This window comes from Limnohabitans sp. (assembly GCF_031539105.1).
In the GTDB taxonomy this organism is placed as follows: Bacteria; Pseudomonadota; Gammaproteobacteria; order Burkholderiales; family Burkholderiaceae_C; genus Limnohabitans.
Genome location: NZ_JAVKLM010000046.1, coordinates 1 through 12071 on the forward strand (window position 1 = coordinate 1; position 12071 = coordinate 12071).

A 12071-nucleotide genomic window follows, 5' to 3' on the forward strand; every position below is an offset into this window, starting at 1 on the left:
CAAGGTTGCCGCGCCCGCATCCACTGGCACGGCTGCGGACGGAACAGGAGAATAAGCATGCTGCAACCAGCACGCCGTAAATACCGCAAAGAGCAAAAAGGCCGCAACACCGGCATCGCAACACGTGGTAACACAGTTGCATTCGGTGACTTCGGTCTGAAATCCACCGATCGCGGCCGTCTGACGGCCCGCCAGATCGAAGCCGCACGTCGTGCGATTTCCCGTCACGTCAAACGTGGCGGCCGTATCTGGATTCGTGTGTTCCCTGATAAGCCAATTTCCCAAAAGCCTGCTGAAGTGCGTATGGGTAACGGTAAAGGTAACCCCGAGTACTACGTGGCAGAGATCCAACCCGGCAAGGTCCTCTACGAAATCGTAGGCGTCCCTGAAGAGTTGGCCCGTGAAGCATTCCGTCTGGCCGCTGCAAAGTTGCCCTTGCGTACCACTTTCGTGGCTCGCATGATCGGCCAGTAATTCAGGAGAAATAAGAAATGAAAGCTGCTGAACTGCGCCAAAAAGACGTTGCCGGCCTCGAAGCGGAAGTCAAAGAGTTGCAAAAAGCTCACTTTGGCTTGCGCATGCAAAAAGGTACGCAACAACTCAACAACACGTCACAACTGCGTTCTACACGCCGCAGCATTGCACGTGCGAAAACCATTCTTGCTGAAAAGCAAGCCGCCAAGTAAGGAAGTGAACATGACGGACGCTAAGAAATCCCTCAAACGCACCTTGGTTGGCAAGGTGGTTAGCGACAAGCGCGCTAAAACAGTGACAGTGCTCGTGGAGCGTCGTGTGAAGCACGCCCTCTACGGCAAAATTGTTGCTAAGTCGAGCAAGTATCACGCACATGACGAAACAGGTGAATACCACTTGGGCGACATGATCGAGATCACTGAGAGCAAGCCAATTTCGAAAACCAAAAACTGGGTAGCAACCCGTTTGGTTGAGAAAGCTCCTGCGGTTTAAATACCAAAGAGCTTCGGCTCTGCAAGGCTAAAGAAAACGACCCACAATGTGGGTCGTTTTTGTTTTTGTAACGTCATAAATTAGGAAACACCATGATCAAAGTTGGAGACACCCTGCCGCATACCACCCTGATGGAATATTCAGAGGTCGAAGGTGAAGGTTGCAGCATTGGCCCGAACGCTGTTGATGTGGCCAAAGCCACAGCAGGAAAAACCATTGCGTTGTTTGCGCTGCCTGGCGCATTCACGCCAACATGCTCAGCCAAGCACGTACCAGGTTACGTGTCATTGCACGATGAGTTCAAGGCTGCAGGCGTGGATGAAATTTGGTGTGTCAGTGTTAATGACGCCTTCGTCATGGGCGCATGGGCGCGTGATCAACACACCAATGGCAAGGTGCGCATGTTGGGCGATGGCAGTGCAGAATTCGCCAAAGCAACTGGCCTGGTGTTGGACTTAACCGCACGTGGCATGGGCGTTCGTAGCGATCGTTACTCCATGTTGGTCAAAGATGGCAAGGTGGTCGCTTTGAATGCAGAAGCACCAGGTAAGTTCGAGGTGAGCAACGCTGAAACTTTGTTGGCGCAAGCGAAGGCCTAAGGTCTGCCGCAATAAAAAAACCGCGCTTAGCGCGGTTTTTTTATAAAGTTAGAAAACGTCCAATCAGTTTGACCCAAGGCTAACCAGTCGATAAACGGTATACACGCAGCCGGCTAGGATGCCGAGCGCAAAGAGACGAGAAGTGAGGGTGTCGCGTGATTCAGGTGTTTGTGTTGGCAGAACCTTGTCGCCAGTAAGCATGGGGGTGATCAAGTCCTCTTTCTTCACGCTTTTATAAAACAGTACGGTTGCGACATGTAGCAATACCAAAATAATTAGCAGCACTTTGCCAATGTCGCCGTGGTAGTGAGTTGCAAGCGAAACTAAGTCGTTAGAAACCAACGCGACCCATGGTCCAGAGTTGCTAATTTCGTCATCACTCATGAGGCCGCTGAGTACCTGTAGCAGCAAGACGGCCAACATGCCCAGCACAGACAATGCGCCCAGAGGGTTGTGGCCAACATTGGGTGCCGCCTGTTTGTTACGAAGTGATTGCACGTATGCCATTAACTTTGCAGGGCCAGGAACAAAGTTCACAAACCTAGACCAGTGTCCACCCACCACACCCCAAACCAAGCGAAATAGGACCAACACCAACACCAAATAGCCAAGCAAGAAGTGAATCTGCATGGCATTGCCACCGATTTCGCCGGTGGCGACGAGGCCGGCCACTGCGAGCGCCAAGATAATGTGGAAAGCGCGAGTGGGGAGATCCCAAATACGAACGCGATACAAAAAAGAGGTGTTGGGCATGCGTCAAATGAAAAACAAAAAGACAAGGTGATACAAACTTCGTAAACTTGCACCCGCTAGATTTGTATTCTCAACCCTAAAGGACATTCAAAATGAAAAAACTTATCGTATCGTTGCTCGCCTTTGGCGCGGCATCCATCAGCTTTTCAGCTGCAGCACAGTTTGCTAAGCCTGAAGATGCTGTGAAATATCGTAAAGCCGCATTCACCGTGACTGGAACTCACTTTGGTCGTTTAGGTGCGATGGCCCAAGGCAAGGTGCCGTTTGATGCAAAAGTTGCAGCTGAGAATGCAGAAATCGTGGCCGATATGGCCAAATTACCTTGGCAAGCCTTTGGCGAAGGTACAGAAACAGCAGATACAAAGGCCAAGCCAGAAATCTGGAAGCAAAGCGCCAAATTCAAAGAGCTGGGCGATAAATTACAGTCTGAGTCAGTGAAGTTGGCGGCAGCAGCCAAGTCAGGCAAAGAAGATGCGTTCAAAGCTGCATTCACAGCAACAGCTGGAACCTGCAAGTCATGCCACGACGATTTCCGTAGCAAATAATCAAACATCTATCTTTGACTCTTGGGGCACTGCAGGGTTGTTGGTGCCCCAATTCACATGTATTTCACAATTTGAGCCGATCTCTCTTGAAAAAGTGTTTTTTGTATATCGCTTGTTGGGTGGGCATTGGTGCAATTGTCGGTTGCACGCCTGAATTGAATTGGCGTGAAATCAGGTCACAGCAGGGGCCTGTACGTGTCTTGATGCCGTGTAAACCAGAGCAGGCCAGCCGCACGGTGACATTGCAGGTGAATCAAAAGACGGTAAGCACAGAGTTGCATTTACAAGCCTGCAAAGCAGGACGCATGCAATTTGCGCTTGGTGAATTAAAAGTACCTTTTGAATCGGCCCCCGACACACTCCTTGACGCATGGCGGCTCGCTAATTTGGCCGTATTAAAGGCGCATCTAAGCCAAAGTGTGACGCAGGCAAGGCAAGTAAATCGAAGCAGCCCGATGCAAGGTTTCGAAACACACGTGAAGACAGATCAGCACCAAGCTCAATGGACATCGTTTGTTATTGGCAAGACCATTTACCAGTTGGGTGTGTATGGCGAGCCCGATGACAAAAAATTGGCTGAAATCGCTGAGGTATTTTTTTCAGGAATTGAATGGCCATGAACGAAGACGTGTTGCCGCGTAAAACCGCTATTTTGGTTTTTTTCTCATTTGCTTTTGCTTATTTGCTCTCTACTTTGTTGAGGGCAATTACAGCCACTTTGTCGCCCATTTTGACTGTCGAATTCGGACTTGATGCCAGCGATTTGGGTCTGCTCGCTGGGGGCTACTTTTTGGGGTTTTCTCTCACGCAGCTACCCATGGGGCATTGGTTAGATCGACATGGTCCCAAGAAAGTGATCATTAGCTTTTTGACGGTGGCTGTACTAGGTTGCTTTGCATTTTCATGGGCATCTAATTTTTCTGGCTTGCTGATGGCTCGCGTGATGATTGGCGTCGGTGTGAGTGCGTGTTTGATGGCGCCTTTGACAGGTTACCGACGTTGGCTGGCGATAGAGAAGCAGCAGCGTGCCAACTCTTGGATGTTAATGACGGGCGCGCTCGGCATGCTCGCCTCTACTTTGCCGGTGCAATGGCTATTACCAGTCATTGGTTGGCGATGGATGTTTCTGGGGTTGGCACTGATGATCGTTGCAGCGATGGCTTTACTCGCATGGCAAGCGCCAAAGTGGCGGTTGCAAGAGATGCCTCAAGATACAGATAAAAATAACCGTGTTGGTATTTTTGCCAGTTACAAACAGGTGTGGCAGCACCCCTATTTCCGAAGTCTCGCGCCTATGGGTTTTTTTAACTACGGCGGCATGATTGCTATGCAGACTTTATGGGCTGGCCCATGGATGGTGAAGGTGTCAGGGTACACGCCATTAGAAGCTGCCACCGGCTTGTTTTGGCTCAACGTTTGCATGCTCATCACATTTTGGATTTGGGGCATGGTCACGCCTAAGTTGAATCAGCGGGGTTACGGTGCAAATAAGCTGATGACTATTGGCGTGCCATTGAATTTTTGCGCACAGTTGGCCATCATCCTTGGCGGGGTAGATGCGGGTGCGTTGTTTTGGGTGATTTTCTGTATCACGGGTTCCTTTGTCGCACTCGCGCAGCCTGCTGTAGGTATGGCGTTTCCCATGACATTGGCGGGTCGAGCCTTGTCAGCATTTAATTTGGTACTGTTTTTAGGCGTTTTTGTCGTTCAGTGGGGAATGGGCTTGATGATTGATGGGTTCAAATCAATCGGCCTGGCGGAAACGCAAGCTTTTCAGTCAGCGATGACGATTTATTTCATATGTTGCTTGGCGTCTTATGCTCACTTTTTGAAGCACAAGTCAGACAGTTGATAATCTGTCTCCTCTTGATTGACCTGGCCTATGTCTAACCGTATTCTTATCATCGCCCATGCACCGCTGGCGCAAGCCTTGCGCGATTGCGCCATGCATGTGTACGCTGAGTGCGCAGACGATGTCATCGCCCTTGACGTCTTGCCTGATGCACAACCAGAAGACACCCTGGCCCAAGCCATCGATGCTGCAGGCGCAGCTTTAGACAATGGCTTGCTGGTATTAACCGATATTTTTGGCGCAACGCCCGCTAACGTAGCGCAAAAATTAGTGCTCGGTAGCAACGCCAAACTCATTGCAGGCGTAAATCTACCCATGTTGTTCAGAAGCGTGTGTTATCGCCATGAGACGCTTGATGCCTTAGTGGCACGCGCCCTCACAGGCGGCACACAAGGCGTGATGCAAGTTGCCATCACCGCCCCTCAAAATCAAAACCGTCGAATCCATGATCAAAACCACAACGACCATCAGCAATAAATTAGGTTTGCACGCACGTGCCTCTGCCAAACTCACCAAGCTCGCAGGTAGCTTTCCATGCGAAGTTTGGATCAGCAAAGGTGAACGCCGCGTGAACGCCAAAAGCATCATGGGCGTCATGATGTTGGCCGCAGGCATTGGCAGCGAAGTCGAGCTCGAAACTAATGGCGCACAAGCGCAAGAAGCCATGGATGCCTTGCTGGCTTTGATGGCAGATAAGTTTGGCGAAGGCGAGTAACGCGCCATGACGTTCTCTGTTCACGGTCTAGCAGTCGCCCGCGGCATCGCCATTGGGCGTGCGGTGTTGGTGGCGTCTAGCCGCGTGGACGTGGCTCACTATTTCATTGAGCCGGAACAAGTCAGCGCAGAACTGGCACGTTTAGCCCAATCGCGTGAGGCCGTGTTGACAGAGCTGCAAAGTCTGCACGACAACCTGCCAAAAGATTCGCCACCTGAGCTATCCGCCATTTTGGAAGTCCACTTGATGTTGTTGCAAGACAGCATGCTGGCGGATGGCGTGAGCGGCTGGATCAAAGAGCGCTTGTACAACGCCGAGTGGGCGTTGACCTCACAGCTCGACGTGGTGGCCCGTCAATTTGACGACATGGATGACGCCTACTTGCGTGAGCGCAAAGGCGATTTAGAGCAAGTGGTCGAGCGCATGTTGCGCCACATGAAGGGCGTGACGCATGTCATGCCACATCATTCGAGCAAGCGCACTAACCAACCGCGCCAGCAAGACTTGCAGCTCGACGATGACATGGATGTGCCATTGGTCTTGGTGGCGCACGACTTGTCGCCTGCCGACATGCTGCAATTCAAGCAAAGCGTGTTCACTGGTTTTGTGACCGATGTGGGCGGTAAAACATCGCACACTGCCATCGTGGCGCGAAGTTTGGATATTCCTGCTGTGGTGGGAGCACGCACGGCCAGCCAGTTGGTACGTCAAGATGACTGGATCATCATTGATGGTGACTCGGGCGTGGTTATTGTCAACCCATCGCCCATTATCTTGGCGGAATATGGGTTCAAGCAACGTCAAGCCGATTTAGAGCGCGAACGTCTTTTACGTTTGCGCCATACGCCCGCTGTCACTCTAGACGGTCAACGCGTTGACCTGTTGGCCAACATTGAAATGCCCGAAGATGCGCCTGCCGCTTTGGGGGTTGGCGCTGTAGGCGTGGGTTTGTTCCGCAGCGAGTTTTTGTTCATGGGTCGCGCAGGGTCGCTGCCCGATGAAGAAGAGCAATACCTGGCCTATAAACGCGCGGTTGATGGCATGCAGGGGTTGCCCGTCACCATTCGAACGGTGGATATTGGTGCAGACAAGCCCTTGGACCGTACCGTTAAAGATGAAACGCATTTGAACCCCGCCTTGGGCTTGCGTGCCATTCGCTGGAGTTTGGCAGATCCAGCCATGTTTTTGACGCAGCTGCGTGCTATTTTGCGGGCCGCCGCGCACGGGCAGGTGCACCTGCTGATTCCTATGCTGGCGCATGCGCGAGAAATCTCGCAAACCTTGGCGCTGATTGAAAAAGCGCGCAAGCAGTTGGATGCTCGTGGCGATGTGTTTGGCCCCGTTAAAGTCGGCGCCATGATCGAAGTGCCCGCTGCTGCCCTGAGCGTCAAGATGTTTCTGCGGCACTTCGATTACCTGTCGATTGGCACCAACGATTTGATTCAATACACCTTGGCCATTGACCGTGCAGATGAGTTGGTGGCGCATTTGTATGACCCCTTGCACCCCGCTGTTTTACGCTTGTTGGCCGACACCATTGCAGAAGCACGCGCACAGGGCAAGGGCGTGAGCGTGTGCGGAGAAATGGCGGGCGACCCTGCCATGACACGTTTGTTGTTGGGCTTGGGCTTGCGCAGTTTTTCGATGCATCCCACGCAAATTTTGGCGATCAAGCAAGAAGTGATTCGTGCCGATGCCTCACGCCTAGAGGCATGGGCACAAGATGTGTTGGCCAGCGATGAGCCAGCCGAGTTGATGGGGTTTAAGCCTTAGAGGCTTCTGACGCTGCGTGGGCCTGCTGGTCTGCATGGTAGCTTGATCGCACCATGGCGCCGACAGCCGCATGGCTAAAGCCCATCTCGTAGGCCTTTGCCTCAAACATTTTGAATGTGTCTGGATGCACATAGCGTCGCACCGGAATGTGGCTTGTGCTGGGTGCCAAGTATTGGCCAATGGTGAGCATGTCAATGTTGTGGTCGCGCATGTCTTGCATCACTTGCAAAATCTCTTCGTCCGTTTCACCGAGGCCCACCATTAAGCCGCTTTTGGTCGGCACGTTGGGGTGAAGTGCTTTGAATTTCTTGAGTAAATTCAAGCTGAACGCGTAGTCGCTGCCAGGGCGTGCTTCTTTGTAAAGGCGTGGCACGGTTTCCATGTTGTGGTTCATCACATCGGGTGGCGCAGCTTTCAAAATTTCTAGTGCGCGGTCATCGCGACCTCGGAAGTCGGGTACCAAAATTTCGATTTGTGTTTGGGGTGACAGTTCTCGCGTGCGTCGAATGCAGTCCACAAAGTGTTGGCTGCCACCGTCGCGCAAATCGTCGCGATCGACGCTGGTGATGACCACGTATTTCAGCTTCAAGTCGGCAATGGTTTTGGCCAAGTTTTCTGGTTCATTCACATCAAGCGGATCGGGGCGGCCGTGGCCCACATCGCAGAAGGGGCAGCGGCGTGTGCACTTGTCACCCATGATCATGAAGGTGGCCGTGCCTTTGCCAAAGCATTCACCAATATTGGGGCAGCTAGCCTCTTCGCACACCGTGACCAATTTGTTGGCGCGCAAGATATCTTTGATTTCATAAAAACGCGTGGAGGGCGAACCAGCTTTGACCCGAATCCAATCGGGCTTTTTCAGTGCTTCACCTTGCTCCACTTTGACGGGAATGCGCGACAACTTGGCCGCCGCTTTTTGTTTGGCCGAGGCGTTGTAGTTTTCGACGGTTTGCGCTTCGCGCACAACTGGGTTGTCAGAGGTAGACATAACGAGTGGCCCTTTGGTGTCAGGGCGCTAAATAGGTGGCAAGCTTTTGGCTCAAAACATCAGCGGCTTCTTGCCAGCTGACCGATACGCCGATTGTAGAAAGATCGACGGTTTGCAGCCCTTGATAGCCACAAGGGTTGATGCGTTGGAAGGGGCTTAGGTCCATGGCCACGTTCAGCGCGACGCCGTGATAAGTGCAATGACGACTGACTTTGATGCCTAGGGCTGCAATTTTTCCAAGTCCGGCAAAGTCTGGCTCATTATTGGCATCTTTGTGCGGGCGTGCGGCCAGCATGGCGTGGCTATGTGGGGCGTCTAAGCGAACATAAATGCCTGGGGCGCCAGACACGCGGTGGCCTGTCACGCCAAAGTGGCCGAGTGTGCGAATCACGGCTTCTTCGATGCGGTGCACGTATTCTTTGACGTAATAGCCCGCATGCTTGAGGTCAATCAGTGGGTAGGCAACGACTTGACCTGGGCCATGAAATGTCACTTGGCCACCACGATCGGTGGGCACCACAGGTATGTCACCCGGGGCGAGCAAATGGTCTTCGTGGCCTGCGAGGCCTTGTGTGAAAACCGGTGGGTGCTCGCATACCCAAATCTCATCAGGCGTTGCGGGGGTGCGGGCTGCCGTGAATTCCTGCATCGCTTGAAAGGTGGGCAGGTAAGGCACAAGGCCGATGTGTTGGATCACAGCACCACTTTCACCATCGGGTGAGAGGTCAACGTGCGGTATAGCTCGTCCAGTTGCTCACGGCTTGTGGCTGTCACTGTGATGGTGACGCCCAAATACTTGCCGCCCGTACTTTCACGCAGCTCGATGGTGGCGGCGTCAAACGTGGGGTCGAACTGCTCGGCAATAGATGTCACCGCGTGCACCATCCCGTCAACTTTGAGCCCCATGACCTTGATGGGGAAAAGGCTTGGATACTCGATCAGCGAGTCTGTGCGTGGATTTTCTGGGAGGGGGGTTGGGGTGGTCATTGCTGAAATTATCCTCTTCTTGGTGTCTAGGGTTGAAAAGAGTATGGGTTATCACGTACAATAACGGACTGTGTACGGAACTGCTGGATGTAACCTGCGCGTAAACAAGCATGGCCAGAATACACCCCGAAGATTTAGACCAACACCAAGCGCATGAGGCTTTTGAGCCGCTGACAGCCGAGCAGGTTGTTGAATTGCGAAAGCATCAGCCCATTTTGTCGGTGTGGCGGGTGCTCTGGGTGCAAGCGGTGCTGGGACTTTTGGTTGCTTGGGTTGTATGGCTGGTGTCGGGACGCGTGAATGCTGTGTATTCGGCAATCTACGGCGCTCTGGCAGTGATTGTTCCGGCGACACTCTTTGCGAGAGGTTTAACCAGCAAGGTTGCTTCTGTCAATGTGGGATCGGCAGTGTTTGGCTTTTTCCTGTGGGAGATGGTCAAGATAGGCCTGACGGTGGCAATGCTCTTTGCGGCGCCGCGTCTGGTGGAAGATTTGAGCTGGCCTGCCATGTTGGCAGGTCTGATAGTGACAATGAAGGTGTATTGGGTGGCACTTGGCTTTCGCAAAGTGTTTTATCCAGTTAGCCCAACTTAAAGAAGAGCGAACGAATGTCTGTTGAACATGGTCCGACCTCTGGTGAATACATCGTTCACCACCTGACGCATCTGCAAAACAAGCCGATGGCCGGCGTCATTGACTTTTCCGTTTACAACTTGGATTCCATTTTTTGGTCTGTGTTGTTGGGTGTGGTGGCTAGCTTCTTTTTGTGGCGTGCTGCCCGTGGTGCAACGGCCCACGCACCTGGCCGCTTCCAAGCTGCTGTTGAGATTTTGATTGAAATGGTCGACAGCCAAGCCAAAGGCATCATTCATAGCGCCGAAAGCCGCAAGTTGGTTGCGCCCTTGGCTTTGACTGTGTTTGTCTGGATTTTCTTGATGAACGCCATGGACTTGTTCCCTGTTGATTTGTTTCCCAAGATCTGGGAATTGATCTACAGCGCAAATGGTGGCGATCCGCATCACGCTTACATGCGAGTGGTGCCTTCGGCTGACCTGTCTACCACGCTGGGCTTGTCTACATCTGTGCTGTTGGTTTGTGTGTTTTACAACATCAAGATCAAAGGTATCGGCGGTTGGGTGCACGAGTTGTTCTGTGCACCATTCGGTGCCCACCCCTTGCTTTGGCCTGTCAACTTCGTCATGCAAATGATTGAGTTCGCAGCCAAGACCGTGTCGCATGGTATGCGACTGTTTGGCAACATGTATGCTGGCGAATTGGTGTTCATGTTGATCGCCTTGATGGGCGGTGCTGCTGCTGCAACATTGCCAGGCATCTTGCTGCCTATCGGTCACATCATTGCTGGTTCAATCTGGGCCATCTTTCACATCATGATCATCACATTGCAAGCCTTCATCTTCATGATGTTGACGCTGGTGTATGTGGGTCAAGCGCACGACGCTCACTGATTTCGGTTTTTTTCTTAACTTTTCTCTCTCATCCATTCTTTAGGAGCAACAAATGGAACACGTCCTCGGTTATGTAGCACTCGCAGCTGGCCTCATCATTGGTTTGGGTGCCATCGGCGCTTGTATCGGTATCGGCATCATGGGTAGCAAATATCTCGAAGCAGCTGCACGTCAGCCTGAATTGATGAACGAACTGCAAACCAAAATGTTCTTGTTGGCTGGTCTGATTGACGCTGCTTTCTTGATCGGCGTTGGTATCGCCATGATGTTTGCATTCGCGAACCCCTTCGTTCTGAAGTAATTCTCGCAACTACCAAAAGAAAGGTGTTGCCGTGAGTATCAATGCAACCCTGTTCGTCCAGATGATCGTTTTTGCGGTCTTGGTGTGGTTCACGATGAAATTCGTGTGGCCACCCATCGCAATCGCACTCGACGAACGTTCAGAAAAAATTGCCCATGGTTTGGCTGCTGCCGAACATGCCAAGATTGAACTGTCTAATGCGCACAAAGAGGTTGAACTCAAGCTGGCTGAAACCCGCAATGAGTCCACTGCTTTGTTGGCTGATGCAGAGCGCCGCGCGCAACACTTGATTGATGAAGCCAAGGCTCACGCCACGGTTGAGGCGAACAAGATTGTGGCTGCTGCTCATGCAGAAGCATCGCAAGAAGTCGTGAAAGCCCGTGAAGCACTGCGTGAGCAAGTGGCTGCATTGGCTGTCAAAGGCGCCGAGCAGATTCTCCGCAAGGAAGTCAATCCTGGTGTTCACGCCGACTTGTTGAGTCGCCTGAAGACTGAGCTGTAAGAGGACAACATGGCCGAACTCGCCACCATTGCCCGCCCTTACGCAGAAGCTTTGTTCAAGGCTTCGGCCGCAGACCTGAGCGGTACCGCTGCATGGCTCGATGAGCTTGCAGCCATCGCTGGGAACGCCCAATTGCTGCAATTTGCAGAAGGCCCCAAAATCACCTCAAACCAAGTGTTTGATTTGATCGCTGGTGTTGCCAAATCCAAATTGCCAACTGCTGCGCAAAACTTTTTGCGAGCCGTGATTGACAACGGTCGCTTGAGTGCATTGCCCGAAGTGGCGACGCAATTTCGCGCACATGTCAACGCGCAAAGCGGTACAGCAGACGCTGTGGTGTACAGCGCTTTCGACATCGACGCAGCAGCTTTGGCTGATGTGAAGACGGCGCTCGAAAAGCGTTTTGGCCGCAAACTCAACGTCTCTGTGGCTTTGCAGCCTGAGCTGATTGGCGGTATTCGCGTGGTGGTGGGTGACGAAGTGCTGGACACTTCTGTCAAAGCCCGTTTAGATCAAATGAAAGTTGCGCTGACGGCTTAATGCCTGTCAGCCCTAACAAGAAAGAAGGAAAGAGTCATGCAACTCAATCCAGCAGAAATCTCTGAGCTGATTAAGAGCCGTATCG

At 52.3% G+C, this 12071-nt stretch carries 19 protein-coding genes; 15 read left to right on the forward strand and 4 right to left on the reverse strand.

Annotated elements, in window-relative coordinates; genetic code table 11:
• Nucleotides 1–57 precede the first annotated feature (57 nt).
• From rplP to RMR24_RS12695, 4 genes are all read left to right on the forward strand, one after another.
• On the forward strand, nt 58–474 hold the full coding sequence (gene rplP / locus RMR24_RS12680; RefSeq protein ID WP_100133884.1) for a 50S ribosomal protein L16: 417 nt from the start codon (nt 58–60) through the stop codon (nt 472–474).
• 17 nt (nt 475–491) lie between these two features.
• Complete coding sequence (rpmC, locus tag RMR24_RS12685) at nt 492–686, forward strand: 50S ribosomal protein L29 (RefSeq protein ID WP_100147416.1); 195 nt, start codon at nt 492–494, stop codon at nt 684–686.
• A 10-nt stretch (nt 687–696) separates the two neighbouring features.
• Complete coding sequence (gene rpsQ, locus RMR24_RS12690) at nt 697–966, forward strand: 30S ribosomal protein S17 (protein WP_310615448.1); 270 nt, start codon at nt 697–699, stop codon at nt 964–966.
• A 92-nt stretch (nt 967–1058) separates the two neighbouring features.
• On the forward strand, nt 1059–1565 hold the full coding sequence (locus RMR24_RS12695) for a peroxiredoxin (RefSeq protein ID WP_310615449.1): 507 nt from the start codon (nt 1059–1061) through the stop codon (nt 1563–1565).
• Between the two features lie 63 nt (nt 1566–1628).
• On the opposite strand, the gene RMR24_RS12700 is transcribed toward RMR24_RS12695, so the two are convergent.
• Complete coding sequence (locus RMR24_RS12700) at nt 1629–2318, reverse strand: cytochrome b/b6 domain-containing protein (protein WP_310615450.1); 690 nt, start codon at nt 2316–2318, stop codon at nt 1629–1631.
• A gap of 92 nt (nt 2319–2410) precedes the next feature.
• On the opposite strand from RMR24_RS12700, the gene RMR24_RS12705 reads away from it, so the two are divergent.
• The 6 genes from RMR24_RS12705 (at nt 2411) to ptsP (ending at nt 7203) form a co-directional block, all read left to right on the forward strand.
• Nucleotides 2411–2863, forward strand: a complete 453-nt coding sequence (locus RMR24_RS12705) for a cytochrome c (protein ID WP_310615451.1) — start codon at nt 2411–2413, stop codon at nt 2861–2863.
• A 71-nt stretch (nt 2864–2934) separates the two neighbouring features.
• Nucleotides 2935–3483, forward strand: a complete 549-nt coding sequence (locus tag RMR24_RS12710; RefSeq protein ID WP_310615452.1) for a hypothetical protein — start codon at nt 2935–2937, stop codon at nt 3481–3483.
• A complete protein-coding gene (locus RMR24_RS12715) occupies nt 3480–4715 on the forward strand; it encodes an MFS transporter (protein WP_310615453.1) in 1236 nt (411 codons plus the stop codon). Before RMR24_RS12710 ends, RMR24_RS12715 begins: the two co-directional genes overlap by 4 nt.
• A 30-nt stretch (nt 4716–4745) precedes the next feature.
• Nucleotides 4746–5192 carry a PTS fructose transporter subunit IIA gene (locus RMR24_RS12720; protein ID WP_310615454.1) on the forward strand — a complete coding sequence of 149 codons (447 nt, stop codon included), beginning with the start codon at nt 4746–4748 and terminating at the stop codon, nt 5190–5192.
• Nucleotides 5161–5430 carry an HPr family phosphocarrier protein gene (locus RMR24_RS12725; protein WP_310615455.1) on the forward strand — a complete coding sequence of 90 codons (270 nt, stop codon included), beginning with the start codon at nt 5161–5163 and terminating at the stop codon, nt 5428–5430. Before RMR24_RS12720 ends, RMR24_RS12725 begins: the two co-directional genes overlap by 32 nt.
• A gap of 6 nt (nt 5431–5436) precedes the next feature.
• Complete coding sequence (ptsP, locus tag RMR24_RS12730; protein WP_310615456.1) at nt 5437–7203, forward strand: phosphoenolpyruvate--protein phosphotransferase; 1767 nt, start codon at nt 5437–5439, stop codon at nt 7201–7203.
• On the opposite strand, the gene lipA is transcribed toward ptsP, so the two are convergent.
• Genes lipA through RMR24_RS12745 form a run of 3 tightly spaced genes read right to left on the reverse strand, consistent with a single transcriptional unit; the run spans nt 7193 to nt 9178 of the window.
• Nucleotides 7193–8191 carry a lipoyl synthase gene (lipA, locus tag RMR24_RS12735; protein WP_310615457.1) on the reverse strand — a complete coding sequence of 333 codons (999 nt, stop codon included), beginning with the start codon at nt 8189–8191 and terminating at the stop codon, nt 7193–7195. The two genes, ptsP and lipA, sit on opposite strands and share 11 nt — an antisense overlap.
• Nucleotides 8192–8210: 19 nt before the next feature.
• A complete protein-coding gene (gene lipB / locus RMR24_RS12740) occupies nt 8211–8840 on the reverse strand; it encodes a lipoyl(octanoyl) transferase LipB (RefSeq protein ID WP_310615463.1) in 630 nt (209 codons plus the stop codon).
• Between the two features lie 44 nt (nt 8841–8884).
• Nucleotides 8885–9178: a DUF493 family protein gene (locus tag RMR24_RS12745; protein ID WP_310615458.1), complete on the reverse strand. Its 294-nt coding sequence runs from the start codon at nt 9176–9178 to the stop codon at nt 8885–8887.
• Nucleotides 9179–9288: 110 nt separating this feature from the next.
• Between RMR24_RS12745 and RMR24_RS12750 the strand changes: the two genes are divergently transcribed.
• The 5 genes from RMR24_RS12750 to RMR24_RS12770 are packed head-to-tail and all read left to right on the forward strand — an operon-like array spanning nt 9289 to nt 11986.
• Entirely contained in the window at nt 9289–9771 is a 483-nt protein-coding gene (locus RMR24_RS12750; RefSeq protein ID WP_310615459.1) for an ATP synthase subunit I, read from the forward strand.
• 14 nt (nt 9772–9785) lie between these two features.
• A complete protein-coding gene (gene atpB / locus RMR24_RS12755; protein ID WP_310615460.1) occupies nt 9786–10643 on the forward strand; it encodes a F0F1 ATP synthase subunit A in 858 nt (285 codons plus the stop codon).
• A gap of 52 nt (nt 10644–10695) precedes the next feature.
• Nucleotides 10696–10944: a F0F1 ATP synthase subunit C gene (atpE, locus tag RMR24_RS12760; protein WP_100147432.1), complete on the forward strand. Its 249-nt coding sequence runs from the start codon at nt 10696–10698 to the stop codon at nt 10942–10944.
• Nucleotides 10945–10975: 31 nt separating this feature from the next.
• Nucleotides 10976–11446 carry a F0F1 ATP synthase subunit B gene (locus tag RMR24_RS12765; protein ID WP_310615461.1) on the forward strand — a complete coding sequence of 157 codons (471 nt, stop codon included), beginning with the start codon at nt 10976–10978 and terminating at the stop codon, nt 11444–11446.
• Between the two features lie 9 nt (nt 11447–11455).
• Nucleotides 11456–11986 carry a F0F1 ATP synthase subunit delta gene (locus tag RMR24_RS12770; protein ID WP_310615462.1) on the forward strand — a complete coding sequence of 177 codons (531 nt, stop codon included), beginning with the start codon at nt 11456–11458 and terminating at the stop codon, nt 11984–11986.
• The last annotated feature ends 85 nt before the right edge of the window (nt 11987–12071 follow it).